This window comes from Anoxybacillus sp. ST4 (assembly GCF_019448545.1).
Taxonomy (GTDB): domain Bacteria; phylum Bacillota; class Bacilli; order Bacillales; family Anoxybacillaceae; genus Anoxybacillus; species Anoxybacillus pushchinoensis.
Window position 1 is genome coordinate 1 of record NZ_JAHZOE010000014.1, and the last position, 24,458, is coordinate 24,458.

Annotated in this window: 42 protein-coding genes; 1 reads left to right on the forward strand and 41 read right to left on the reverse strand. The window is 41.8% G+C overall.

What is annotated here, in order from left to right:
* Window positions 1–151: 151 nt before the first annotated feature.
* Window positions 152–748, reverse strand: coding sequence for a KinB-signaling pathway activation protein (locus tag K1I44_RS09740; RefSeq protein WP_219986042.1), 597 nt, complete (start codon window positions 746–748; stop codon window positions 152–154).
* A gap of 128 nt (window positions 749–876) precedes the next feature.
* On the opposite strand from K1I44_RS09740, the gene gerD reads away from it, so the two are divergent.
* Window positions 877–1,476 (forward strand): spore germination lipoprotein GerD, encoded by a 600-nt coding sequence (gerD, locus tag K1I44_RS09745; protein ID WP_219986043.1) that lies wholly within the window; start codon window positions 877–879, stop codon window positions 1,474–1,476.
* A 73-nt stretch (window positions 1,477–1,549) separates the two neighbouring features.
* Here the strand turns inward: gerD and K1I44_RS09750 are convergent, their stop codons facing one another.
* The 40 genes from K1I44_RS09750 to tuf form a co-directional block, all read right to left on the reverse strand.
* Window positions 1,550–2,557, reverse strand: coding sequence for an Mrp/NBP35 family ATP-binding protein (locus tag K1I44_RS09750; protein ID WP_219986044.1), 1,008 nt, complete (start codon window positions 2,555–2,557; stop codon window positions 1,550–1,552).
* 79 nt (window positions 2,558–2,636) lie between these two features.
* Window positions 2,637–3,335 carry an N-acetylmuramoyl-L-alanine amidase CwlD gene (gene cwlD, locus K1I44_RS09755; protein ID WP_219986045.1) on the reverse strand — a complete coding sequence of 233 codons (699 nt, stop codon included), beginning with the start codon at window positions 3,333–3,335 and terminating at the stop codon, window positions 2,637–2,639.
* A 55-nt stretch (window positions 3,336–3,390) separates the two neighbouring features.
* Window positions 3,391–3,795 carry a DUF2521 family protein gene (locus K1I44_RS09760; protein WP_219986046.1) on the reverse strand — a complete coding sequence of 135 codons (405 nt, stop codon included), beginning with the start codon at window positions 3,793–3,795 and terminating at the stop codon, window positions 3,391–3,393.
* An 89-nt stretch (window positions 3,796–3,884) separates the two neighbouring features.
* A complete protein-coding gene (gene rpsI, locus K1I44_RS09765; RefSeq protein WP_003397701.1) occupies window positions 3,885–4,277 on the reverse strand; it encodes a 30S ribosomal protein S9 in 393 nt (130 codons plus the stop codon).
* Window positions 4,278–4,299: 22 nt separating this feature from the next.
* The gene (rplM, locus tag K1I44_RS09770) at window positions 4,300–4,734 is read right to left on the reverse strand and encodes a 50S ribosomal protein L13 (RefSeq protein ID WP_021095320.1); all 435 of its coding nucleotides are present in this window, start codon (window positions 4,732–4,734) and stop codon (window positions 4,300–4,302) included.
* Window positions 4,735–4,880: 146 nt separating this feature from the next.
* Window positions 4,881–5,621 (reverse strand): tRNA pseudouridine(38-40) synthase TruA, encoded by a 741-nt coding sequence (gene truA, locus K1I44_RS09775; RefSeq protein WP_219986047.1) that lies wholly within the window; start codon window positions 5,619–5,621, stop codon window positions 4,881–4,883.
* 15 nt (window positions 5,622–5,636) lie between these two features.
* A complete protein-coding gene (locus K1I44_RS09780; protein WP_219986048.1) occupies window positions 5,637–6,434 on the reverse strand; it encodes an energy-coupling factor transporter transmembrane component T family protein in 798 nt (265 codons plus the stop codon).
* Entirely contained in the window at window positions 6,431–7,300 is an 870-nt protein-coding gene (locus tag K1I44_RS09785) for an energy-coupling factor ABC transporter ATP-binding protein (protein WP_219986049.1), read from the reverse strand. The genes K1I44_RS09780 and K1I44_RS09785 overlap by 4 nt, the downstream gene beginning before the upstream one ends.
* A complete protein-coding gene (locus K1I44_RS09790) occupies window positions 7,258–8,112 on the reverse strand; it encodes an energy-coupling factor ABC transporter ATP-binding protein (protein ID WP_219986050.1) in 855 nt (284 codons plus the stop codon). Before K1I44_RS09790 ends, K1I44_RS09785 begins: the two co-directional genes overlap by 43 nt.
* 114 nt (window positions 8,113–8,226) lie before the next feature.
* A complete protein-coding gene (gene rplQ, locus K1I44_RS09795) occupies window positions 8,227–8,589 on the reverse strand; it encodes a 50S ribosomal protein L17 (RefSeq protein WP_003397694.1) in 363 nt (120 codons plus the stop codon).
* Between the two features lie 60 nt (window positions 8,590–8,649).
* On the reverse strand, window positions 8,650–9,594 hold the full coding sequence (locus K1I44_RS09800) for a DNA-directed RNA polymerase subunit alpha (RefSeq protein WP_003397693.1): 945 nt from the start codon (window positions 9,592–9,594) through the stop codon (window positions 8,650–8,652).
* A gap of 168 nt (window positions 9,595–9,762) precedes the next feature.
* Window positions 9,763–10,152 carry a 30S ribosomal protein S11 gene (gene rpsK, locus K1I44_RS09805; protein ID WP_003397692.1) on the reverse strand — a complete coding sequence of 130 codons (390 nt, stop codon included), beginning with the start codon at window positions 10,150–10,152 and terminating at the stop codon, window positions 9,763–9,765.
* 25 nt (window positions 10,153–10,177) lie between these two features.
* Window positions 10,178–10,543, reverse strand: coding sequence for a 30S ribosomal protein S13 (rpsM, locus tag K1I44_RS09810; protein ID WP_003397691.1), 366 nt, complete (start codon window positions 10,541–10,543; stop codon window positions 10,178–10,180).
* 22 nt (window positions 10,544–10,565) lie between these two features.
* The gene (rpmJ, locus tag K1I44_RS09815; RefSeq protein WP_000868344.1) at window positions 10,566–10,679 is read right to left on the reverse strand and encodes a 50S ribosomal protein L36; all 114 of its coding nucleotides are present in this window, start codon (window positions 10,677–10,679) and stop codon (window positions 10,566–10,568) included.
* A 30-nt stretch (window positions 10,680–10,709) separates the two neighbouring features.
* Window positions 10,710–10,928 (reverse strand): translation initiation factor IF-1, encoded by a 219-nt coding sequence (infA, locus tag K1I44_RS09820; protein WP_003247618.1) that lies wholly within the window; start codon window positions 10,926–10,928, stop codon window positions 10,710–10,712.
* 98 nt (window positions 10,929–11,026) lie between these two features.
* On the reverse strand, window positions 11,027–11,773 hold the full coding sequence (gene map / locus K1I44_RS09825) for a type I methionyl aminopeptidase (protein WP_042535889.1): 747 nt from the start codon (window positions 11,771–11,773) through the stop codon (window positions 11,027–11,029).
* Window positions 11,773–12,423: an adenylate kinase gene (locus tag K1I44_RS09830; protein WP_003397689.1), complete on the reverse strand. Its 651-nt coding sequence runs from the start codon at window positions 12,421–12,423 to the stop codon at window positions 11,773–11,775. Before K1I44_RS09830 ends, map begins: the two co-directional genes overlap by 1 nt.
* Before the next feature lie 59 nt (window positions 12,424–12,482).
* A complete protein-coding gene (gene secY, locus K1I44_RS09835) occupies window positions 12,483–13,775 on the reverse strand; it encodes a preprotein translocase subunit SecY (protein ID WP_042535887.1) in 1,293 nt (430 codons plus the stop codon).
* Window positions 13,775–14,215 (reverse strand): 50S ribosomal protein L15, encoded by a 441-nt coding sequence (gene rplO / locus K1I44_RS09840; protein WP_003397686.1) that lies wholly within the window; start codon window positions 14,213–14,215, stop codon window positions 13,775–13,777. The genes secY and rplO overlap by 1 nt, the downstream gene beginning before the upstream one ends.
* Before the next feature lie 14 nt (window positions 14,216–14,229).
* Window positions 14,230–14,418, reverse strand: a complete 189-nt coding sequence (gene rpmD / locus K1I44_RS09845) for a 50S ribosomal protein L30 (RefSeq protein ID WP_003397685.1) — start codon at window positions 14,416–14,418, stop codon at window positions 14,230–14,232.
* A gap of 14 nt (window positions 14,419–14,432) precedes the next feature.
* On the reverse strand, window positions 14,433–14,933 hold the full coding sequence (gene rpsE / locus K1I44_RS09850) for a 30S ribosomal protein S5 (RefSeq protein WP_003397684.1): 501 nt from the start codon (window positions 14,931–14,933) through the stop codon (window positions 14,433–14,435).
* A 19-nt stretch (window positions 14,934–14,952) separates the two neighbouring features.
* Window positions 14,953–15,315 carry a 50S ribosomal protein L18 gene (rplR, locus tag K1I44_RS09855; RefSeq protein ID WP_003397682.1) on the reverse strand — a complete coding sequence of 121 codons (363 nt, stop codon included), beginning with the start codon at window positions 15,313–15,315 and terminating at the stop codon, window positions 14,953–14,955.
* A gap of 32 nt (window positions 15,316–15,347) precedes the next feature.
* The gene (gene rplF, locus K1I44_RS09860) at window positions 15,348–15,887 is read right to left on the reverse strand and encodes a 50S ribosomal protein L6 (RefSeq protein ID WP_003397681.1); all 540 of its coding nucleotides are present in this window, start codon (window positions 15,885–15,887) and stop codon (window positions 15,348–15,350) included.
* Between the two features lie 29 nt (window positions 15,888–15,916).
* A complete protein-coding gene (rpsH, locus tag K1I44_RS09865; RefSeq protein ID WP_003397680.1) occupies window positions 15,917–16,315 on the reverse strand; it encodes a 30S ribosomal protein S8 in 399 nt (132 codons plus the stop codon).
* Window positions 16,316–16,348: 33 nt separating this feature from the next.
* Window positions 16,349–16,534: a 30S ribosomal protein S14 gene (gene rpsN / locus K1I44_RS09870; protein ID WP_003397678.1), complete on the reverse strand. Its 186-nt coding sequence runs from the start codon at window positions 16,532–16,534 to the stop codon at window positions 16,349–16,351.
* A gap of 34 nt (window positions 16,535–16,568) precedes the next feature.
* On the reverse strand, window positions 16,569–17,108 hold the full coding sequence (gene rplE, locus K1I44_RS09875; RefSeq protein ID WP_003397677.1) for a 50S ribosomal protein L5: 540 nt from the start codon (window positions 17,106–17,108) through the stop codon (window positions 16,569–16,571).
* 29 nt (window positions 17,109–17,137) lie between these two features.
* Entirely contained in the window at window positions 17,138–17,449 is a 312-nt protein-coding gene (gene rplX / locus K1I44_RS09880) for a 50S ribosomal protein L24 (RefSeq protein WP_003397676.1), read from the reverse strand.
* A 36-nt stretch (window positions 17,450–17,485) separates the two neighbouring features.
* Complete coding sequence (rplN, locus tag K1I44_RS09885; RefSeq protein ID WP_003397675.1) at window positions 17,486–17,854, reverse strand: 50S ribosomal protein L14; 369 nt, start codon at window positions 17,852–17,854, stop codon at window positions 17,486–17,488.
* A gap of 48 nt (window positions 17,855–17,902) precedes the next feature.
* Window positions 17,903–18,166 (reverse strand): 30S ribosomal protein S17, encoded by a 264-nt coding sequence (gene rpsQ / locus K1I44_RS09890; RefSeq protein WP_003397674.1) that lies wholly within the window; start codon window positions 18,164–18,166, stop codon window positions 17,903–17,905.
* A 25-nt stretch (window positions 18,167–18,191) separates the two neighbouring features.
* On the reverse strand, window positions 18,192–18,392 hold the full coding sequence (gene rpmC, locus K1I44_RS09895) for a 50S ribosomal protein L29 (protein ID WP_003397671.1): 201 nt from the start codon (window positions 18,390–18,392) through the stop codon (window positions 18,192–18,194).
* Window positions 18,382–18,816: a 50S ribosomal protein L16 gene (gene rplP / locus K1I44_RS09900; protein ID WP_003397670.1), complete on the reverse strand. Its 435-nt coding sequence runs from the start codon at window positions 18,814–18,816 to the stop codon at window positions 18,382–18,384. Before rplP ends, rpmC begins: the two co-directional genes overlap by 11 nt.
* A gap of 2 nt (window positions 18,817–18,818) precedes the next feature.
* Window positions 18,819–19,475 carry a 30S ribosomal protein S3 gene (rpsC, locus tag K1I44_RS09905; protein ID WP_003397666.1) on the reverse strand — a complete coding sequence of 219 codons (657 nt, stop codon included), beginning with the start codon at window positions 19,473–19,475 and terminating at the stop codon, window positions 18,819–18,821.
* A gap of 3 nt (window positions 19,476–19,478) precedes the next feature.
* Window positions 19,479–19,820 carry a 50S ribosomal protein L22 gene (rplV, locus tag K1I44_RS09910; protein WP_003397665.1) on the reverse strand — a complete coding sequence of 114 codons (342 nt, stop codon included), beginning with the start codon at window positions 19,818–19,820 and terminating at the stop codon, window positions 19,479–19,481.
* A gap of 20 nt (window positions 19,821–19,840) precedes the next feature.
* Window positions 19,841–20,119 carry a 30S ribosomal protein S19 gene (gene rpsS, locus K1I44_RS09915; protein WP_003397663.1) on the reverse strand — a complete coding sequence of 93 codons (279 nt, stop codon included), beginning with the start codon at window positions 20,117–20,119 and terminating at the stop codon, window positions 19,841–19,843.
* A gap of 57 nt (window positions 20,120–20,176) precedes the next feature.
* The gene (gene rplB / locus K1I44_RS09920; protein ID WP_003397662.1) at window positions 20,177–21,007 is read right to left on the reverse strand and encodes a 50S ribosomal protein L2; all 831 of its coding nucleotides are present in this window, start codon (window positions 21,005–21,007) and stop codon (window positions 20,177–20,179) included.
* 27 nt (window positions 21,008–21,034) lie between these two features.
* Window positions 21,035–21,322, reverse strand: a complete 288-nt coding sequence (gene rplW / locus K1I44_RS09925; RefSeq protein ID WP_003397660.1) for a 50S ribosomal protein L23 — start codon at window positions 21,320–21,322, stop codon at window positions 21,035–21,037.
* Entirely contained in the window at window positions 21,322–21,945 is a 624-nt protein-coding gene (gene rplD / locus K1I44_RS09930; protein WP_219986051.1) for a 50S ribosomal protein L4, read from the reverse strand. Before rplD ends, rplW begins: the two co-directional genes overlap by 1 nt.
* Window positions 21,946–21,972: 27 nt before the next feature.
* Window positions 21,973–22,599: a 50S ribosomal protein L3 gene (rplC, locus tag K1I44_RS09935; RefSeq protein ID WP_003397657.1), complete on the reverse strand. Its 627-nt coding sequence runs from the start codon at window positions 22,597–22,599 to the stop codon at window positions 21,973–21,975.
* A 23-nt stretch (window positions 22,600–22,622) separates the two neighbouring features.
* Complete coding sequence (gene rpsJ, locus K1I44_RS09940) at window positions 22,623–22,931, reverse strand: 30S ribosomal protein S10 (RefSeq protein WP_003397656.1); 309 nt, start codon at window positions 22,929–22,931, stop codon at window positions 22,623–22,625.
* A gap of 276 nt (window positions 22,932–23,207) precedes the next feature.
* Entirely contained in the window at window positions 23,208–24,395 is a 1,188-nt protein-coding gene (tuf, locus tag K1I44_RS09945; protein ID WP_021095336.1) for an elongation factor Tu, read from the reverse strand.
* Window positions 24,396–24,458: the final 63 nt, after the last annotated feature.

The window sequence follows — 24,458 nt, forward strand, 5'->3', positions numbered from 1 at the left end:
TTCAATTCTGACTTGGAGAAAGGACGGTACATACTTCTACCTCTCCTTCTTCATAGTTTTCCTTTAACATATTAACAAAAGAAAAACGATTTTGTCCTTGACAAAATCGTTTTTCAACAGTCTGAAATAAAATGAGGCGGCAAGCCTCATTTTATTTCCGTAAAAGCCTATGCAACGTAAGCAATTGGTATGCATTGCAAATTAATAACGGGAACAACATTAAATATAACCAATTTTCTTCATTAATCCGCAATACCGGGAACCATTCAATCACCGTAACAACAACCATAAAAAATAAGGCAGGAATAAATGCTTCTTTGTTTGTTTCACGCATTTTTACGTATGCAACAATAAGTCCAAACAGGAAAATAAATAAAGCAACAAGCACGTAACTGACAATTGACTCTCCTTCTTTAGCAAACAGTTGATAGCGAAAATAAACGAGATCAAATAAAACAAAAGCAATGAGAACGATTTGTACCGCATTCCACAAGCTTGCGGAACGGAAAATTCCGAGACCAAAACGATGAATTGTTAAATATGCAAAAAAACCCATTTGACTAATGACGCTAAAAATGAAACCAACTCCAATCAGCCAAACGAGAACAGATAAAATTTCTTTTATCTCAAAAGATGTAAAAAGATGTGCGTATTCATTCCACTTTACAGCAAAACCAACAATCCCTGTACTTATTCCACCGACCAACAATGTTGAAAAAAACAATTGAACCCACTTTCGACTGTTCACCTATAAACCCTCCACTTCTCAATATCCCTTTCAAAATTCTATCAACGAAATAAGAAAAATGCTAGCGAATATTTTTGCAAAGAATATTGAATATTAACAGTAAGGAAACTTGTTGAAAGGGGCCCTTAATGATGAATCGAACATTTTTGCTCCTCGCATTTAGTTGTGCATTAGCGCTAGCAGGGTGCGCTCAACAAGAGAAAACCCCTGTACAACCTGATTACGATCAAACAAAAAAAATGGTCGTTGATATTTTAAAAACGGACGAAGGGAAAAAAGCAATTCAAGAAGTGATGAGTGATGAAAAAGTAAAACAGCATCTCGTCATGGATCAAGAAGTTGTAAAAAAAACGATTGAGGAAACGTTAACTTCAGACAAAGGAAAAGCGTTTTGGAAAAAAGCATTTGAAGATCCAAAGTTCGCTCAAAATTTCGCGAAAAGCATGAAAGAGGAACATGAAAAATTATTGAAAGCGCTAATGAAAGACCCTGAATATCAAGCAATGATTGTAGACATTATGCAAAATCCAGAAATGAAAAAATTAATACAAACAGAGATGAAAAACAAAGATTTTCGCGCTCATTTGCAAAAAGTGATTACTGAGACATTTAGCAGCCCGCTATTTAAAGCAAAAATTGAAGATATTCTTATCAAAGCAGCGGAAGAAATGCAAGGCGGTAAGAAAAAATCCGACCAAGAGGGATCGAGCGAGGATCAAACAGCATAAGGGTGTCCTTGCATTATCGGGACACCCCTTGTAAATACATATGCACAATCGATCATCAAAGAAAGACGCTACTTCATCGTAACTTTGCGATAATTTTTTTAGCAATATTCATATATACTTTTCCAATTGGATGATCTTCACCGTATACAGAAGGGGCAAAATCATCATCGTTCCAATCAGGTTGTCCGAGCGGTAGCTGTCCAAGTAAGTCCGTCTGTAATTCTTCAGCTAATTTTTGGCCACCGCCTTTTCCAAAAATATATTCTCTTTCACCTGTTGTTTTGCTTTCAAAATATGACATATTTTCGATAACACCAACAACTTCATGATTCGTCCGAACCGCCATCGCTCCCGCTCTTGCGGCAACAAAAGCAGCCGTTGGATGAGGCGTCGTCACAATAATTTCTTTCGATGTCGGAAGCATCGTATGCACATCTAACGCTACATCCCCTGTGCCTGGGGGTAAATCTAATAGTAAATAATCCAATTCTCCCCATTCCACTTCATCAAAAAAGTTTTTTAACATTTTGCCAAGCATCGGTCCACGCCAAATGACCGGAGAATTATCTTCTACAAAAAACCCCATAGAAATTACTTTTACACCAAACCGCTCAACCGGAATAATTTTTTCTCCACGGACGATTGGCCGTTCTGTAATCCCCATCATATCCGGCACACTAAACCCGTAAATATCCGCATCGATTAATCCAACTTTTTTCCCAAGACGTGCAAGCGAAACAGCTAAATTAACGGATACGGTCGATTTCCCTACGCCACCTTTCCCGCTTGCAATCGCTAAATAAATCGGTTCATTCGTTAATCTTTCCTCTTCTAACGGCAATTGAGCAAAACGAAGCCCAACAGATGATGCTCCTGCATCTTTTAAACGTTGTACAACCGTCTGTTGCACTTGAAGTTGTTCCGCCGTCCCTGTTTTAGCTAAAGCAATTTTTACGCTTACTAGCCCTTTTTCTTCATTTATTTTGACTTCTTGAATCGCTCCTGTTTCTTTAAACGTTTTTTTCAAAAAAGGGTCGTAAATCGTTTCAAGCAGCTCTACAACTTGTTTTTCTGTCAACATCGCGCCTCACCAATCCTTATGTATTCGGTTTCACACTTTCAATATAACATAATTTTCTGCATAAAAAAATGAATCCTTCTCACTCAGAAGGATCACGTTCGTTTGATACGTAACGTAAAACGCCTTTGTAAATCGAAGCGGCAAGCTGTTCTTGATACGTTGAGGATGCTAGTAATTTTCGCTCTTCTTCATTTGACAAAAAGCCGATTTCAACTAAAGCTCCTGGTTTTTTAGCCATTTTTAATAAATATACTGTTTGAATGGGCTTCGCCAATCGATGTGTATTTTCCAAATTGACGCGTAGCTCTTGTTGAATAAACTTCGCTAACCTTGCATTTTCCTCTAATGAAGGATAGTAAAAAACTTGTGCGCCTCTCCATTTCGGCGAAGGGATGGCATTTAAATGAATGCTAATAAAAAAATCTGCCTCTGACTCATTCACAAATTGAACTCGCCGTTGTAAATCTTCTATTTTCCTTCGGCTATATCCTCTTGTTTGTTCGCTTGCTAAATCATGATCTCCTTCTCTCGTCATTTGAACGAGTGCACCTTGTTGTTGCAAATAATCGCGTAATTTTAACGCCACATCTAGTGCGACTTCCTTCTCCAAAACATCTCCTCCGACCGCTCCTCCGTCAGGTCCTCCATGCCCGGGATCAAGAACAATAATTTTTCCTGATAACGGTAAGCTCCATGCTTTCCAAGAGCGATCATGAAGGACATAAAACTGTAAAAAAAGGGCAAAAACAATGAAAACAATAATAATACGTATTTTCATCCCTTCTCCTCCCCACTATTTATGTTATATGGGACAAGAGGAGAATTTAGAACGGTTACTTCAAACGAAGACGTTGACGGCGCAGTCCTTTTTCGATTCCTTCTCTCCACCATCCGTCGATGTAACGGGCGCATGCATCGTACATGTCATCTCCGTATTCTTTCATACGGTCATACAACTCATCAATGAGCTGCATATATTCATCGATACAACGTCTTCTCACCGTTTCCTTTGACTCACCATAATATATAAAGCGGCTATAATGCGCCCCGATCAAATATGCTTCAATCGCCACATCGATACATATCGTTTCGATCCATTCAGAAACAATGATGTATCGTTGCCAATACGTGCGCATACGTTGCCATAGTTCATGATAAGAAAGATCGCGCAATGCATTTCGTTCATCAGTTAGCTGCTTTTCTATCTTTTTCGCTGTAAACGATGTAAGTATTCCCATCTTCTTATCCCTCCTCATACATATTGTTTGCATGAAAATGAGAGACATACAAAAAAATCTCGGCAAATAATTGCCGAGATTTTTTGACATTAACGTTTTGAGAACTGTGGTGCACGACGAGCGCCTTTGAGACCGTATTTCTTACGCTCTTTCACACGAGAATCGCGCGTTAATAAACCTGCACGTTTTAATGTTTGGCGGTATTCAGGGTCAACTTGTAACAATGCACGAGCGATACCGTGACGGATCGCACCTGCTTGACCTGTAAATCCACCACCGCTTACGTTTACTAATACATCGTAGCTACCGAACGTTTCCGTTAAAACAAGTGGCTGTTTTACAACTTCCACTAACGATTCATATGGAACGTAGTCACGAATGTCACGACCATTTACGATAATGCGTCCTTCACCTGGAACGAGACGCACGCGCGCAACTGAACTTTTGCGACGGCCTGTGCCGTAGTATTGTACCTGTGCCAAAATAATGCCCTCCTTTAATCAATTATCCGCGAAGTTCATAAACTTCTGGTTTTTGTGCTTGATGCGGATGTTCACTTCCGCGATAAACGTGCAATTTTTTGAACATTTGACGACCAAGGCTACCTTTTGGAAGCATGCCGCGAATTGCCTTTTCAAGCATTTGCTCTGGGTAATTTGTGCGCATTTCAAGAGCTGTTCTTACTTTTAACCCGCCTGGATGTAAGCTGTGGCGATAGTATAATTTGTTTGTTAATTTTTTACCTGTCAATTCAACTTTTTCTGCGTTGATGATGATCACATGATCACCTGTGTCAACGTGCGGTGTGTAAGTTGGTTTATGTTTACCGCGCAAAATTGCAGCAACTTCGCTAGCAAGACGTCCTAACGTTTTGCCTTCTGCATCAACAACGTACCATTTACGTTCTACTTCATTTGGCTTCGCCATATACGTACGCATTTGTTTTCCCTCCTAAAATAAAAAATAAACAAGCAATATTTATTTCAACACGATTAATTTCCGGGGCTAATCGTGGGTTTAAAATACATACCATATGATATAATATCTCTTTCACAACCTAATGTCAAGAAAATGTTACACCTGGATTAGTTGTCATAAGAAACGTGCCATAAATATAAGCCGTGACCTGGGGCCGTCTTCCCCGCAGCGCTTCGATTTTTTTGTTGCAAAATCGTTTTCATCTCTTCAGCACGTCGTTCCCCGCGCCCAACTTCTAGCACTGTTCCAACAATAATGCGAACCATATTGTACAAAAAGCCGTTGCCGACAAGACGGAAGATTAGCTCTTCTCCTTCTTGAATGACTTCCGCTTCATAAATGGTACGAACTTTATCGTCAATTTCCGTTTTTGCCGAACAAAAACTTGTGAAATCATGCGTCCCGATCACATAACGGAGCGCTTCGTTCATCGCCGTGACATGAAGTTTATACGGGTAGTGATATACATAATGGCGTAAAAAGACGTTTTTCTCTCCCATCCAGACGCGGTAGCGATATTCTTTCTTTTTTACGCTAAATCGGGCATGAAAAGAAGGAGATACTTCACTTGCTTCTTTGACAATGACATCATCCGGGAGAAGAGCATTTAACGCCTTTGGCCATTTTTCATCTGGAATCGTAAGCGGCGTATCAAAGTGAATCACTTGTCCATATGCATGAACCGTTGCATCCGTTCTTCCTGACGCATATACGCGAACAAATTGCCCTTTATGAATGATGGAAAGTGCATGCTCTAGTTCTCCCTGCACCGTTCGCTTTTGTTGTTGAATTTGATATCCTGCAAAATGCGTACCATCATATGCAATGGTACATTTTATTCTTCTCATGATTTTCGCTCCTTCTCATGAACGAAGTAACCATAACGCAATAGCCAATAAGCCGATGAAAAGCATAAAAGCAGTATCTATTCGTCCCCACGTCAACTCGCGCCATTTTGTTCGATTTTGACTACCACGATATCCGCGTACTTCCATCGCGACAGCTAGCTCTTCTGCTCTTTTAAATGCGCTAATAAATAGCGGAACGAGCAACGCCGTCATCGCTTTCATTCGTTCTTGTAACGGACCGCTTGAAAAATCGACACCACGAGCGGTTTGAGCTTTCATAATTTTTTCGGTTTCTTCCATTAACGTCGGAATAAAACGAAGGGAAATGGACATCATGAGCGCTAGTTCATGAACAGGTACATTCCATTTTTTCAAAGGCGAAAGTAACGACTCCATACCATCTGTCACTTCAATCGGCGTTGTTGTTAACGTTAATAGCGTCGTGACGACAATAAGGAGCAAAAAGCGTAAAGAAATAAACGCCCCTTGTTGAATCGCTTTATCGTACACTTCAATGCCAAACCATTGAAAAACGATATCTCCCTCTTTTGTTAATAGCACATGGAGAAAAAAAGTAAATACAATGACCCACAAAACAGGTTTTAACCCTCTCATCATAAATGAAAAAGGAATGCGTGATAAAAACAACAAAAGGCATGTAAACAAAGTCAATATTCCATACGTCCATCCGTTGTTCGCAAGAAATACGATGAACACGTAAATAAACATAAGCAGCAGTTTTGTACGTGGATCGAGCCGATGAATAAAAGAGTGTCCAGGAACATATTTTCCGATAATCATACCGTTCATCATATACGCTTCACCCTAGTAAATAACGTTTGTAAAGATCGGACGACGTCTTCTATCGTCAAACAAGGTTTTGGAAATTGTATCCCGAATTTTTGCTCGATGGCCCGCTGAAACAAAACGGGTTCAGGGACATCTAACCCAAGATGTATTAAATCATCAACGTTACGGAAAATTTGTTCTGGTGTCCCTCTTCGAACGATCGTTCCTTGATGCATAATAATAATATCATCCGCGTAACGTGCTGCCTCTTCCATGCTGTGTGTCACGAGTACAATCGTCATCCTTTTTTGCCGTTGAAGCTTTGCAAACATGTCCATCATTTCTTTCCGTCCACGCGGGTCTAATCCTGCCGTAGGTTCATCTAACACAAGCACTTCCGGCTCCATTGCTAACACACCAGCGATCGCCACACGGCGCATTTGTCCACCGCTTAAAGCAAACGGAGATTTATGTCGCACTTCTTCCGGCAGCCCGACAAGTGCTAACCATTCACCAACACGAGCTTTTGCTTCTTGTTCCGACATTCCGAAATTCATCGGCCCAAAACAAATATCTTTTTCTACTGTTTCTTCAAACAATTGATGTTCAGGGAATTGAAAAACAATGCCTACTTTCTTCCGTAAAGGTTTTAACTGTTTTTCTTTTTTTCCCGCTGCAATTGTATAATCGCCAAGGTGGACGGTCCCTTTTGTCGGTTGAAGTAAGCCATTGAAATGTTGTAAAAAAGTGGACTTCCCTGATCCTGTATGACCGATTACCGCTACATATGAGCCGCTGCGAATATCAACATGAATATCGTACAATGCTCGCTTCTCGAAAGGGGTATTTATTTGGTAACGATGTTCGACATCGCGGAATACAATGTCCATAATTCACTCACCAACCCCTCCATTGTTAAATGATCAGCCGTCATTGGAATACCATTGTTCTTCAATCGTTGACTTAGCTGTAGCGAGAATGGTAAGTCTAACCCCATCTCTTCTAATTTCGCCCCGTATGCAAAAATATGCGCAGGCGTTCCTTCGAGCACAATTTTTCCTTTATTCATCACAATAACCCGATCTGCTTTTGCGACTTCATTTAAATCATGAGTAATCGAAATGACCGTCATATCGTGTTCCCGACGAAGCGACTGCATCACATGAAGAACGTCTTTTTTCCCGCTCGGGTCAAGCATGGATGTCGCCTCATCTAAAATAATGACATTCGGATGAAGAGCGATGGCGCTTGCAATGGCGACGCGTTGTTTTTGTCCACCTGACAAGCGATGCGGCTCGTGATGAATGAAATCTTCCATTTTTACTTTTTTTAACGCTTCGTTTATGCGTTTTTTCATTTCCTCTTTTTGTATCCCTCTATTTTCAAGACCGAAAGCAACGTCATCTTGAACCGTCGTTCCAACGAACTGGTTGTCTGGATTTTGAAATACAATACCTAATCGCTCACGTACGTCCCATACTGTTTCTTCATTCAATGGGATTCCACATACATGAATCGTTCCGCTTGTCGGTGGCAATAAACCAATTAACAACTTCGCTAATGTTGATTTACCTGATCCGTTATGACCAACAATTGTTACCCATTCACCTTTATACACTTGAAACGATATGTTTTGTAGAGCATACGTTTGTTCACTTGCATATTGAAAACTTACATCTTCCACACGTACTGCAACTTCCACGACTCTCTCCTCATCTCTTCTGAATGTTCTTACTCTCTACTCTACTACAAAAAAGAAAACAAAAAAAAGGGCATAGATCCAGTTCAAAAACTGTCTCGCCCTTGTAAAAACGTATTAAACTAGTTCAATAATCACCATTGGCGCACCGTCACCGCGACGTGGTCCAAGTTTCATAATGCGTGTATAACCACCTTGACGGTCTTGATAACGTGGTGCGATATCGCTGAACAATTTTTGAATCGCATCTTGACCTGTTTCTGTGTTTGCTACTTCTTTGCGAACGAATGCAGCCGCTTGACGACGTGCATGCAAATCGCCGCGCTTTCCTAATGTGATCATTTTTTCTACAACAGAACGCAACTCTTTTGCACGAGCTTCTGTTGTTTCGATTCGCTCATTAATGATTAAGTCTGTCACTAAATCACGAAGCAATGCTTTACGTTGAGAGCTTGTGCGTCCTAATTTTCTGTAAGACATGTGATGTCCCTCCTTTATTTCACTTTTAACATGAAAATGCCTAGTTAACCAAACGCTTAACTAGTCATCTTTACGTAAGCTTAATCCTAGCTCTTCTAACTTCGCTTTTACTTCCTCAAGCGACTTGCGGCCTAAGTTGCGCACTTTCATCATATCTTCTTCTGTTTTTTGAGCAAGCTCTTGCACTGTGTTGATGCCAGCACGCTTTAAGCAGTTGTACGAACGAACGGAAAGATCAAGCTCTTCAATTGTCATTTCGAGCACTTTTTCTTTTTGGTCTTCTTCTTTTTCAATCATGATTTCAGCATGTTGTGCCTCGTCCGTTAAGTTCACAAAAATGTTTAAGTGCTCTGTTAAAATTTTTGCCCCTAGTGAGATTGCTTCTTTCGGGCCGATGCTACCATCTGTCCACACGTCGATCGTTAACTTATCGTAGTTTGTCATTTGACCGACGCGCGTATTTTCGACTTGGTACGATACGCGCGATACCGGCGTATAAATGGAATCGATCGGGATAACACCTATCGGTTGATCCTCGCGCTTATTAGCATCAGCTGGTGTATACCCACGCCCGCGTTTCGCTGTCATTCTCATGCGCAAACGACCGTCTTTCGCCAAAGTGGCAATATGAAGGTCTGGGTTGAGAATTTCTACATCGCTATCGTGAGTAATATCGGCAGCTGTAACGACTCCTTCACCCTGTACATCAATCTCAAGCGTCTTTTCTTCGTCCGAGTAAATTTTTAGCGCTAGCTTTTTAACATTTAAAATGATCGTTGTTACATCTTCCACGACGCCATCAATTGTTGAAAACTCGTGCAATACACCATCTATTTGAACAGATGTTACAGCGGCACCAGGGAGTGAGGATAACAGGATACGACGTAAGGAGTTACCCAAAGTTGTACCATATCCACGCTCAAGTGGTTCAACGACGAATTTGCCATATTTGGCATCCTCGCTGATTTCAACCGTTTCGATTTTCGGCTTTTCGATTTCCAGCATTCCTTTAACCCTCCTTCAAAACGTCGAAACCCCGATTAAACCGATGACAGCTCAATCGAAATTCCCCCATGAATAAGTTCCCGAATGTGCACAACAACTGTTTTTCATTTCCCTGTAAGAATGACTATATCCCATTATTGACACATACGCAAATTCTATACAGAGAAATTAAACACGACGACGTTTTGGCGGACGGCATCCGTTATGTGGAACCGGTGTAACATCTTTGATCGCTGTAATTTCTAGTCCAGCCGCTTGAAGTGCACGAATTGCTGCTTCACGACCAGCACCCGGACCTTTTACGTTTACTTCAACAGTTTTCATGCCATGCTCCATAGATGCTTTTGCAGCAGCTTCTGCAGCCATTTGTGCAGCGAACGGAGTTGACTTACGAGAGCCTTTAAAGCCTAACGCACCTGCACTTGACCAAGAAATTGCATTTCCATGAACGTCTGTAATTGTGACGATTGTGTTGTTAAAAGTCGAACGGATATGAGCAATACCAGATTCAATGTTCTTTTTTACACGACGTTTACGCGTATTCGTTTTACGTGCCATTCGTTCATGAACCTCCTTTACTTAATTATTTTTTCTTGTTCGCTACTGTACGACGTGGACCTTTACGTGTACGAGCGTTGTTTTTCGTATTTTGGCCACGAACTGGCAATCCGCGACGATGACGAAGACCACGATAGCAACCGATCTCCATTAAACGTTTAATGTTTAAAGATACTTCGCGACGAAGATCTCCTTCTACTTTCAAGCGATCTACGATTTCACGAATTTTCCCTAATTCTTCTTCTGTTAAGTCGCGAACGCGAGTGTCTTCAGATACGCCAGCCTCTGCTAAGATTTTTTGTGCAGTTGCTTTACCGATTCCGTAAATGTATGTTAATGAAATGACTACACGTTTGTCACGAGGAATATCTACACCTGCAATACGTGCCATGATTTGTACACCTCCTCAAGTTTTATCCTTGTTTTTGCTTATGCTTTGGATTTTCGCAAATAACCATAACTTTTCCGCGTCTGCGAATAACTTTGCATTTTTCGCAAATCGGTTTTACAGATGGTCTAACTTTCATGAGAACTTACCTCCTTGTTCGTGCGGAGTGTTATTTATATCGATACGTAATTCTTCCACGTGTTAAATCGTAAGGTGATAACTCAACTGTTACTTTATCACCCGGTAAAATGCGAATAAAATGCATGCGAATTTTACCTGAAACGTGAGCTAAAACGGTATGACCGTTTTCAAGTTCCACTCGGAACATCGCATTCGGCAACGTTTCAACGACTGTACCTTCCACTTCAATTACATCGTCTTTCGCCATTGAACGGCTCTCCCTTCTTTTTTGAAATGAGTAACATGTTCAACTAACACGACCAGTTTACAGCTTACGATGCGCATCCGCAAAGAAGGTTAAAGCGTTCAAAGTGTTGTTAAAATTTCATATCCCGCCTCAGTAATCGCAATCGTATGTTCAAAATGAGCACAAAGCTTGCCATCTACTGTGACGACTGTCCAATTATCTTCTAACGTGCGAACATAACGGGTTCCTGCATTCACCATCGGCTCAATGCATAGAACCATGCCTGGCTTTAACCGCGGTCCCTTATTTGGCGGACCGTAATGTGGGATTTGCGGATCTTCATGTAAGTCTTGACCAATTCCATGTCCGACATACTCACGCACAACGGAAAAGTTATGCGCTTCAACGTATGTTTGGATCGCATGGGAAATGTTCGTTAACCGTGCGCCAGGTTTCGCTTCTTCCAATCCACGATACAATGACTGCTCTGTCACTTCTAAAAGCTTTTTCGCCTCTTCTGAAATGGCTCCGACTGGATATGTCCATGCCGAATCACCATGGTATCCATTGTACTTTGCGCCAATATCGATGCTAATAATGTCTCCTTCGCGAAGCACACGGTCTCCTGGGACGCCGTGAACGAGCTCCTCGTTTACCGACGTACAAATGCTCCCACGAAATCCATTATATCCTTTAAACGAAGGAATTGCATCATGTTTGCGAATAAACGTTTCAGCAATATGATCGAGCTCTTTTGTCGTTATACCTGGCTCGATATATTTTTGTAACTCTTGATGAGTTAACGCAACAATTCGGCCAGCTTCACGCATAATTTCAATTTCACGCGGGGTTTTGCAAATGATCATTATTGTAAGCCCCCAAGTAATTCACAAATGTCAGCAAACACTTGATCAATATGTTGTTGTCCGTCAATGTTGCGCAAATACCCTTTCGCCGCGTAAAAATCAAGCAACGGCTGGGATTGCTTCATATTGACTTCAAGACGGTTCGCTACTGTCGCTTCGTTATCATCTGCACGTTGATACAACTCTCCACCGCATTTATCACAAACACCGGCTTGTGCTGGCGGATTAAATACGAGATGATACGTTGCTCCGCATTCTTTACAAATGCGTCTACCTGTTAGACGTTCCATTAAAATGTTTTTATCTACTTCAATGTTAATGACATAGTCGATGGAGCGGTTCAATTGTTGAAGAAGCGTTTCTAACGCTTCAGCTTGAGCAACTGTTCGCGGAAACCCATCAAGCAAAAAACCGTTTTGGCAATCGTCCTTGCTTAAACGCTCACGAACAATGCCGATTGTCACTTCATCTGGAACAAGATCGCCGCGATCCATATATGATTTCGCCTTTAAACCGAGCTCTGTTCCCTCTTTCATCGCTGCTCGAAACATATCCCCAGTAGAAATGTGAGGAATTTTGTATTTCTCAACGATTTTCTCTGCCTGTGTGCCTTTTCCAGCTCCCGGCAGTCCCATCAATACTAAATTCATCAATTTCTCCCCCTCAGCTCTCTATATGAGGTAGAGGGAATAAAATTCCCAACACCTCTTTATTTAATAAAGCCTTTATAATGGCGCTTCACTAATTGGCTTTCTAGCTGCTTCATCGTCTCTAAAGCAACGCCAACGACGATTAGCAAGCTCGTTCCTCCAATTTGAGCAGAAGGCGGTAGTTTAGCGAACTCGATAAAGAAGACAGGAAGAACAGCGATTGCTGCTAAAAATAGAGCCCCGACGAAAGTTAAACGATACAAAACGCGTGTAATGAATTCCTGCGTGTTCTTTCCTGGACGAATGCCTGGAATATAACCACCTTGCTTTTTCAAATTGTCCGCCATTTGTTCTGGATTGACTTGAACAAACGCATAAAAATACGTAAAGGCAACAATTAAAGCGACGTATATGAGCATACCAACTGGTTGTGTGTAGTCAAAAACTTTTTTGATCCACAATGTTACATCATTCGAGCCGAAAAACGATGCAATCGTCGGTGGAGTAATGATAAACGACACCGCAAAAATAACCGGAATAACACCTGCCGGGTTTACTTTTAACGGAATGTGTGTCGAATGACCACCTACTGGACTACGTCCTTCTAATCGCTTCGCATACTGAATCGGAATTTTCCGAAACGCTTGTTGCATATAAATGACGCCAACAATAACTGCAACAACTGCTAAAGCGACCAACAATACTGTAACGATGCGTAAAAACAGCTGATCACCAGCGTTTTCAAATTGTTGAACATAAATTTGGTTAAGCGTCGTCGGGATACCAGACACAATTCCTGCAAAAATCAATACAGAAATGCCGTTCCCAACACCTTTAGCCGTAATTTGCTCACCAAGCCACATTAAAAAGGCTGTTCCAGCTGTTAAAACAAGCGCGATAAGCAAATACGTCGGAATGCCTGGATTTTTAATAAGCACACCACCAGACATATTATGAAAGCCGTACGACATAGCAAACGCCTGGATAAAACCAAGCACAATTGTAAAATAGCGAGTAAACTGAGCGAGTTTACGACGGCCTACTTCCCCTTGCTTCGACCATTCAGTAAATTTAGGAACAACATCCATCTGTAATAACTGTACGATGATGGATGCCGTAATGTATGGCATGACGCCCATCGCAAAAATAGAAAAGTTTTGTAGAGCGCCACCACCGAACGTATTCAACACGCCAAAAGCGTTGAATTGATCTTGCATTTTTAGTACATCTGCATTTACGCCCGGCACGGGAATAAATGTACCGATGCGAAATACAATGAGCATAAGAAGGGTGAATACAATTTTTCTTCTTATATCACCCACGCGCATAAAATTGGAGATTGTTCGAAACATTAAATCACCTCAGTTGTACCGCCAGCAGCTTCGATTGCTTCTTTTGCAGAAGCAGAGAATTTATGAGCTTTCACTGTTAATTTTTTCGTGAGCTCACCGTTTCCAAGAACTTTGATGCCTGCTTTCAACTTGCTTACGACGCCTGTTTCAAGCAACAATTCTGGTGTCACTTCCGTACCGTCTTCAAAGCGATTTAACACTTCGAGGTTAACGATCGCATATTCTTTACGATGGATGTTAGTAAAGCCGCGTTTTGGTAAACGACGGAATAAAGGTGTTTGACCACCTTCAAAGCCGATGCGTACACCGCCGCCAGAGCGAGCGTTTTGCCCTTTATGTCCTCTACCAGAAGTTTTTCCGTTACCAGAGCCGATACCACGACCAACACGATTACGTTCTTTACGGGAACCTGGTGCTGGTTGTAATTCATGTAGCTTCATGCCTAGGCACCTCCTTATTCTTCTAATTCTTTTACTGTTACAAGGTGAGAAACTTTATTGATCATTCCACGAATGGCTGGATTGTCGTTATGAACAACTGTTTGATGCAATTTTCGTAAACCTAATGTTTTAACCGTCACGCGTTGGTCTTGCGGACGACCGATTACGCTGCGAGTGAGGGTAATTGCTAATTTTTTCGCCATCATTTTTCCCTCCCTTATCCTAACAGTTCCTCAACTGTTTTGCCGCGCAATTTTGCAACATCTTCAGCACGTTTTAATTGCTTCAAACCGTCGATTGTTGCGCGCACCATGTTGATTGGTGTGTTGGAACCGATTGACTTCGATAAAATATCGCTAATGCCTGCTAACTCTAATACCGCACGTGCAGGACCACCGGCGATAACTCCTGTACCTTCAGATGCTGGTTTTAAAATAATTTCACCTGCTCCGAAATGTCCGATTACTTCATGTGGAATCGTTGTACCAACGATCGGTACAGTAATTAAGTTTTTCTTCGCATCTTCAATTGCTTTACGAATTGCATCCGGAACTTCTTGAGCTTTTCCAGTTCCGAAGCCGACATGACCGTTTTTGTCACCAACAACGACTAACGCAGCGAAACGGAAACGACGTCCACCTTTTACAACTTTAGCTACGCGGTTAACGGCAACAACGCGTTCTTCTAGTTCAAGTTTATTTGGATCAATGCGACGCATCTCTGTCCCTCCTTCTTAATTAGAATTGTAATCCAGCTTCACGAGCAGCGTCTGCAAGTGCTTTAACACGTCCATGATATAAATATCCACCACGGTCGAATACAACCGATGTAATTCCTTTTTCAAGTGCACGTTTAGCAATTAATTCGCCCACTTTTTGAGCTGCTTCAACATTGCCCGTTGATTCTAAATCGAAATCTTTATCTAATGTTGACGCGCTAACAAGCGTCACAGCTTTCATATCGTCAATGATTTGCGCATAAATGTGTTTGTTTGAACGGAACACATTTAAGCGTGGACGTTCCGCAGTTCCTACTACTTTACGACGAACACGAGCGTGTCTTTTTTTGCGAACTGCATTTTTATCAAGCTTAGTGATCATTCGTGTCACTCCTTTCATTTACCTAAGCAGCATTATTTCTTACCAGTTTTACCTTCTTTACGACGTACAACTTCACCTTCGTAACGAATACCTTTTCCTTTGTAAGGCTCTGGTGAACGAACGGCACGAATGTTTGCTGCTAATTCACCAACGCGTTGTTTGTCCGCACCTTTAACAATAATTTTTGTTTGTGAAGGAACTTCGATTTCAAGTCCTTCTTCAGGCTCAATTTCAACAGGATGAGAGTATCCTACGCTTAACACGAGCTTTTTCCCTTGTTTTGTCGCACGATAACCGACACCGACAAGCTCAAGGCCGCGCTCATAACCTTTTGAAACACCTTCAACCATGTTTGCAAGTAAGCTACGAGTCGTTCCGTGAAGCGCGCGATGATGTTTCTCATCACTTGGACGCTCAACTGTTAAAACGTTACCTTCTAATTTAATGACCATATCTGGATGGAACGTACGAGTAAGTTCACCTTTCGGACCTTTTACAGTAACTGTGTTACCGTTTAATGTAACTGTAACACCAGCTGGAATTTCCAATGGTTTTTTACCAACACGTGACATGTATTACACCTCCATTCGTTACAAAATAATTACCAAATGTATGCTAACACTTCGCCGCCAGTGCGTTTTTGACGTGCTTCTTTGTCAGTTAAAATACCTTGAGATGTTGAAAGAATTGCAATTCCTAATCCGTTCAATACGCGTGGAACTTCGTCCGCTTTTGCATATACGCGCAAACCAGGTTTGCTAATGCGTTTAAGACCTGTAATTACGCGTTCATTGTTTGGACCGTACTTTAAGAAAATACGAAGAATACCTTGTTTGTTATCTTCAATGTATTCGACATCACGAATGAAACCTTCACGCTTTAAAATTTCAGCGATTTCTCTTTTAATTTTTGAAGCAGGAACTTCAAGTTTCTCGTGACGCACCATGTTCGCATTACGAATGCGAGTAAGCATATCTGCAATTGGATCTGTCATCACCATTATGTTTTACCTCCTTCCCAACTCATGGGTTTATTACCAGCTTGCTTTTTTCACACCAGGAATTTGACCTTTATACGCTAATTCACGGAAACAAATACGGCAAAGTTTAAATTTGCGATATACAGAGTGTGGACGTCCACAACGCTCACAACGAGTGTACGCTTGCACTTTAAACTTTGGTGTGCGTTTTTGTTTCGCGATCATTGATTTTTTAGCCACGTTTTCGCCTCCCTCTTTTTACGAATGGGAATGATTATTTTTGGAATGGCATACCGAGCAATGCAAGTAATTCACGAGCTTCCTCGTCTGTTTTCGCAGTTGTAACGATCACGATGTCCATACCACGAACTTTGTTTACTTTATCGTAATCAATTTCTGGGAAAATTAATTGCTCTTTTACACCTAACGTGTAGTTTCCGCGTCCGTCAAACGATTTTTTAGAAACGCCACGGAAGTCGCGCACACGCGGTAAAGAAACGGAAACGAGCTTATCGAAAAACTCGTACATACGCTCACCGCGAAGAGTTACTTTCGCACCGATTGGCATTCCTTCACGAAGACGGAAACCTGCGATTGATTTTTTCGCGCGTGTAACAACTGGTTTTTGACCAGAAATTAATGCGAGTTCTTCTACAGCGTTATCTAACGCTTTCGCGTTTTGTACCGCATCACCAACACCCATGTTGATGACGATTTTTTCGATTTTTGGAACTTGCATCACAGATTTATAGTTAAACTTGCTCATAAGAGCAGGAACAACTTCTTTCAAATACTTTTCTTTAAGGCGGTTCATTTGAGTACCTCCCTTCCTCAATCACTTCATTATTTGTCTAAAATTTCACCAGAACGTTTCGCGTAGCGAACTTTTTTACCGTCAACCACTTTATATCCAACACGAGTTGGTAATCCTGTTTTTGGATCAAGAGGCATTACGTTTGATACGTGGATTGGCGCCTCTTGGCTGATGATGCCGCCTTGTGGATTTGCTTGAGAAGGTTTTACGTGTTTTTTCACGATGTTCACACCTTCAACAAGCACTCGGTTTTTCTTTGGAAACGCAGCGAGGATAACGCCTTGTTTGCCTTTATCTTTACCAGAGATTACTTGTACTTTATCACCTTTTTTTACATGCATCTGAATCGCACCTCCTTAAAAGGCTTTTCCTTTTCATTAAATCACTTCTGGAGCTAAAGAAACGATTTTCATAAAGTCTTTTTCACGCAATTCGCGAGCAACTGGTCCGAAAATACGTGTGCCGCGTGGGCTCTTGTCATCACGAATGATTACGCAAGCATTTTCATCAAAGCGGATGTAAGAACCATCTGTACGGCGCACGCCACGTTTCGTACGAACGACAACCGCTTTAACAACTTGACCTTTTTTAACAACGCCACCTGGTGTTGCATCTTTAACAGTCGCTACAACGATGTCGCCCACGTTCGCATAACGACGACCAGAACCACCTAGCACTTTAATAACAAGCACTTCACGTGCACCAGAGTTATCAGCAACTTTCATACGAGTTTCTTGTTGAATCATTGACGAAACCTCCTTTCGGATTTGTATCCATCATACCGAACATATTCATTAAACGATTACAGCTTTTTCAACCACTTCAACAAGACGGAAACGTTTTGTTGCAGAAAGAGGACGTGTTTCCATAATTTTTACGATGTCGCCCACTTTTGCCACGTTGTTTTCGTCATGCGCTTTATATTTCTTTGAATACTTTACGCGTTTGCCGTAAAGAGGATGCTTTTTATAAGTTTCTACAAGAACCGTGATTGTTTTATCCATTTTGTCAGAAACAACACGGCCAACGAGAACTTTACGATTGTTGCGTTCACTCATTGTGCGAACCTCCTCTCGATATCAATTATTTGTTAGCAGCGATCTCTCTTTCGCGAATAACAGTTTTCATACGCGCAATCGCTTTGCGTACTTCACGAATACGAGCTGTATTCTCTAATTGACCTGTTGCCAATTGGAAGCGAAGGTTGAATAACTCTTCTTTCAACGCTTTAATTTTTTGTTCAATCTCGGCAGTGGTAAGTTCACGAATTTCTTTAGCTTTCATTTGATTCACCACCAATTTCTTCACGTTTTACGAATTTACATTTGATTGGAAGTTTATGAGAAGCAAGACGTAACGCTTCACGTGCTACTTCTTCAGAAACCCCAGCGATTTCAAACATGACTTTACCAGGTTTAACAACAGCTACCCAACCTTCTGGAGCACCTTTACCGGAACCCATGCGCACTTCAAGTGGTTTTGCTGTGTATGGCTTTGAAGGGAAAATTTTAATCCATACTTTACCGCCACGTCTCATGTAACGAGTCATCGCACGACGAGCAGCCTCGATTTGACGGTTTGTAATCCATGCTGGTTCTAACGCTTGTAAACCGTATTCACCAAAATGTACTTCCGTACCGCCTTTTGCGCGACCTTTCATACGACCGCGATGTTCACGACGATATTTTACGCGTTTTGGCATTAACATGATTAATTTCCTCCTTCCTCAGTTTTCTTTTTCGTAGGAAGGACTTCTCCACGATAAATCCATACTTTCACGCCGATTTTTCCGTATGTTGTGTCCGCTTCTGCCGTTGCGTAATCAATGTCAGCGCGAAGAGTATGAAGTGGAACTGTTCCTTCACTGTAATGTTCTGAGCGAGCGATATCTGCTCCACCTAGACGACCAGATACCATCGTTTTAATTCCTTTTGCACCTGCGCGCATTGTGCGTTGGATCGCTTGTTTTTGCGCACGACGGAAAGATACGCGATTTTCAATTTGACGCGCGATGTTTTCTGCAACAAGTTTCGCTTCTAAATCTGGCTTTTTAATTTCAACAATGTTGATATGAACGCGTTTGCCAGTTAGTTCGTTCAACGCTTTGCGAAGCGCTTCAACTTCAGATCCACCTTTACCGATAACCATTCCTGGTTTCGCTGTGTGGATAGTGATGTTCACACGGTTTGCCGCACGCTCGATCTCAATGCGAGAAACAGCTGCATCGCTTAAACGCTTTGTAAGGTATTCACGAATTTTAAGATCTTCGTGTAAAAGGTCCGCATAATCTTTTTCAGCGTACCATCTTGATTCCCAATCACGGATAATACCAATGCGAAGACCGATTGGATTCACCTTTTGACCCACTGATTATCCCTCCTTCTTTTCTGAAACAACGATCGTGATATGGCTTGTGCGTTTGTTAATTGCGCTCGCACGACCTTGTGCACGAGGACGGAAACGTTTCAATGTTGGTCCTTCGTTCACATAAGCTTCTGTAACAACAAGCTTGTTAACGTCCATGTCATAGTTATGTTCTGCATTTGCCACTGCAGATTTTAATACTTTCTCGATAATTGGAGAAGCAGCTTTTGGCGTATGACGAAGAATGGCAACTGCTTCACCTACTTGCTTTCCTCGAATTAAGTCAATGACTAAGCGAGCTTTACGAGGAGCAATTCGAACCGTTCTAGCAACAGCTTTAGCTTGCATAATGAAAGCCTCCTCTCATATTAACGTCTTGTTTTCTTATCATCAGCAGCATGGCCTTTATATGTGCGCGTTGGCGCAAATTCACCGAGCTTATGACCAACCATGTCCTCTGTGATGTAAACCGGAACGTGTTTACGACCATCGTAAACAGCGATCGTATGACCGATGAATTGTGGGAAAATAGTTGAACGACGAGACCATGTTTTGATCACTTGTTTTTGTCCAGTTTCGTTCAATTTCTCAATTTTTTTCATTAAATGATCATCACAAAAAGGACCTTTTTTCAAGCTGCGACCCATAAGTGAACCTCCTTTCGTGATTGCTCTACGGTTCTTTTGAACCGTAGCTCAACCCCGTTATTTTTTACGACGACGTACAATAAATTTGTCGGATTTGTTTTTCTTTTTGCGTGTTTTGAATCCAAGCGTTGGTTTACCCCATGGAGTCATTGGAGACTTACGTCCGATCGGTGCTTTACCTTCACCACCACCATGTGGGTGATCAACAGGGTTCATAACAGAACCGCGAACTGTCGGACGAATACCTAACCAACGAGCACGTCCAGCTTTACCGATGTTCACAAGCTCATGTTGTTCGTTACCAACTTGACCGACTGTCGCGCGGCAAGTTGCTAAAATCATACGAACTTCACCTGAAGATAAACGAACAAGTACATATTTACCTTCTTTACCTAACACTTGCGCAGATGTACCTGCAGCACGCACTAATTGTCCACCTTTACCAGGTTTCAACTCAATGTTGTGAATTACTGTACCAACTGGAATGTTTGCTAAAGGTAATGCATTACCTACTTTAATATCCGCATCTGGACCTGACATGATTTCCATGCCAACTTCTAAGTTTTTCGGAGCGATAATGTAACGCTTTTCACCATCTGCGTAATGAATTAACGCGATGTTCGCAGAACGGTTTGGATCGTATTCGATTGTAGCAACGCGTCCTGGAATGCCATCTTTATCGCGTTTGAAGTCAATAATACGGTATTGACGTTTATGACCGCCACCTTGGTGACGAACAGTCAGTTTACCTTGGTTGTTACGACCGCCTTTTTTCTTTAAAGGCGCAAGCAACGATTTTTCCGGCTTATCTGTTGTAAGCTCAGAGAAGTCTAAAACCGTCATACCACGACGACCGTTAGACGTTGGCTTATATTTTTTAATCGCCATGTCCGTTTCCCTCCTTCACTTTTAAACTTATACTTCAAATAGTTCGATCTCTTTGCTGTCTGGCGTTAATGTTACAATCGCTTTGCGGCGACGATTTGTTAATCCGCTATAACGACCGACGCGTTTGAACTTTCCTTTATAGTTCATAATGTTGACCTTCGCTACTTTTACGCCGAAGATCGCCTCAATTGCGTCTTTTACTTCTGTTTTGTTCGCTTTCACATCAACTTCGAACGTATATTTTTTCTCAGTCATCAACTCTGTTGAACGTTCAGTAATGACGGGGCGCTTAATAATATCGCGAGGATCTTTCATTATGCAAGCACCTCCTCTACTTTTTCCACAGCAGCTTTCGTAATGACAAGCTTGTCGTGGTTGAGTACATCAAGAACGTTGATGCCGCTCGCTGTTACAACTGTCACTCCTGGGATGTTACGAGCTGAAAGGATCACGTTCTCGTTTGCATCAGCTGTTACAATTAACGCTTTGCGATCAACGGAAAGATTGTTTAAAATTTTAACCATTTCTTTTGTTTTTGGTGCTTCAAGCGCTAGGTTATCTAACACAACGATGTTGTTTTCAAGCACCTTTGAAGATAAAGCTGATTTAATGGCTAAGCGACGAACTTTTTTAGGAAGTTTGTAGCTGTAGCTGCGTGGAACTGGACCAAATACAATACCACCGCCACGCCATTGTGGAGAACGAATCGATCCTTGGCGAGCGCGTCCAGTACCTTTTTGGCGCCATGGTTTACGACCACCGCCGCTCACTTCTGCACGATTTTTTGTTTTATGAGTTCCTTGACGCAAGGAAGCACGTTGCATAATTACCGCTTCAAATAACACATGTTTGTTCGGTTCTACACCAAATACGGCATCGTTTAATTCAATTTCACCGATGTTTTCTCCGTTTTGGTTATACAATGCTACTTTTGGCATTGGGTAATTCCTCCTTTCTTAAAAAAATTATTTCGCTTTAACCGCGCTTTTAATAATAACTAGCCCTTTGTTCGGACCTGGTACGTTTCCTTTAATTAAGATTAAGTTGCGTTCTGGATCCACTTTTACAACTTTTAAGTTTTGTACTGTTACACGCTCGCCACCCATGCGGCCTGGAAGCTCTTTAGATTTGAATACACGGTTTGGAGCGATCGGACCCATTGAACCAGGACGACGATGATAACGGGAACCGTGAGCCATCGGTCCACGAGATTGTCCATGACGTTTAATTACACCTTGGAAACCTTTACCTTTCGACGTACCTGTTACATCAACGATTTCACCTTCGTTGAAAATATCAACTTTTACCTCTTGACCTACTTCATATTCCGCAAGATTTACACCACGAATTTCACGAATGAAGCGCTTAGGTGTGGTGTTCGCCTTTGCAGCATGACCTTTTTGCGGTTTGTTCGCTAACTTTTCACGTAAGTCTTCAAAACCTAATTGAATCGCTTCGTAACCGTCGTTTTCGATCGTTTTCTTTTGAAGAACTACGTTTGGAGTGGCTTGAACAACTGTTACAGGAATAAGATCTCCGTTTTCAGCGAACACTTGAGTCATGCCGATTTTTCTTCCTAAGATTCCTTTCATCTTTCACACCTCCTATATCACAATTACAACTTGATTTCAATATCGACACCAGACGGTAAGTCTAAACGCATTAAAGAATCTACTGTTTGTGGCGTCGGGTTGACGATGTCAATTAAGCGTTTATGTGTGCGCATTTCGAATTGTTCACGAGAATCTTTGTATTTATGAACCGCACGTAAGATCGTGTACACCGTTTTCTCAGTTGGTAACGGGATCGGTCCAGATACACTTGCGCCTGAACGCTTTGCAGTTTCCACAATTTTCTCAGCAGATTGATCAAGAATTCGATGATCATACGCTTTTAAACGAATACGAATTTTTTCTTTTGCCATTATTTTCCCTCCTTCTTCGCCTATTTTTAAAATAGACATTCTCCATGGAAATTTCCTTCACACTCGCCATGGCAAAGCGGCCGGGTGTGTCAGCAACCTTCCACTTCATCGCAGTCAAAGACCAACGTTTATTATTATATATAAATTTCATGGCCAATGCAAGCTTTTTATTTCTTTTCTCAACAAACTGCCTTTCCCATTATACATATTTCACAACTGATTTTCAATGGAACAAAAAATAAGTGGTCTAGCTTATCGCTAGACCACTTTCATTCATTACTCGATGATTTCAGATACAGAACCTGCACCTACTGTACGTCCACCTTCGCGGATCGAGAATTTTGTACCTTCTTCGATCGCGATTGGCGCGATTAATTCTACTGTCATTTCAATGTTGTCGCCAGGCATAACCATCTCAACGCCTTCTGGAAGTTGGATGATACCTGTTACATCCGTTGTACGGAAGTAGAATTGTGGACGGTAGTTAGAGAAGAATGGAGTATGGCGTCCACCTTCTTCTTTTGTTAATACGTAAACTTGCGCTTTAAATTTTGTGTGTGGAGTGATTGTTCCTGGCTTCGCTAATACTTGACCGCGTTGTACTTCGTCACGAGAAACACCGCGAAGAAGCGCACCGATGTTGTCACCAGCTTCAGCTTGGTCAAGAAGCTTACGGAACATTTCAACACCTGTAACAGTTGTTGCTTTTGGCTCTTCAGAAAGACCGATGATTTCTACTTGGTCACCAACTTTTAAGATACCGCGCTCAACGCGACCTGTAGCAACTGTACCACGACCAGTGATTGAGAATACGTCCTCAACTGGCATCATGAATGGTTTGTCGATTTCGCGTTGTGGAGTTGGGATGTACTCATCAACAGCGTTCATAAGCTCGATGATTTTTTCTTCCCAAGCAGGATCTCCTTCAAGAGCTTTTAACGCAGAACCTTTAATTACAGGAACTTCGTCTCCAGGGAAGTCATATTCAGATAATAGATCGCGAACTTCCATTTCAACAAGCTCTAAAAGCTCTTCGTCGTCTACCATGTCGCATTTGTTTAAGAATACAACGATGTAAGGTACGCCTACTTGGCGAGAAAGAAGAATGTGCTCACGAGTTTGTGGCATTGGACCGTCAGCAGCAGATACAACTAGGATCGCGCCGTCCATTTGTGCTGCACCTGTGATCATGTTTTTCACGTAGTCAGCGTGACCTGGGCAGTCAACGTGTGCATAGTGACGGTTGTCAGTTTCATACTCAACGTGTGCAGTTGAGATTGTAATTCCGCGCTCGCGCTCTTCTGGAGCAGCGTCGATTTGATCATACGCGCGCGCTTCTGCTTTACCTTGTTTCGCAAGAACTGTTGTGATTGCAGCTGTTAAAGTTGTTTTACCATGGTCAACGTGGCCGATTGTACCAATGTTGACGTGTGGCTTCGTACGTTCGAATTTTGCTTTAGCCATTATAATATCCTCCTTAATGTTTTTTATTAAGTATAGAATGCTTGGAAGCGAAAGTGCACAGGC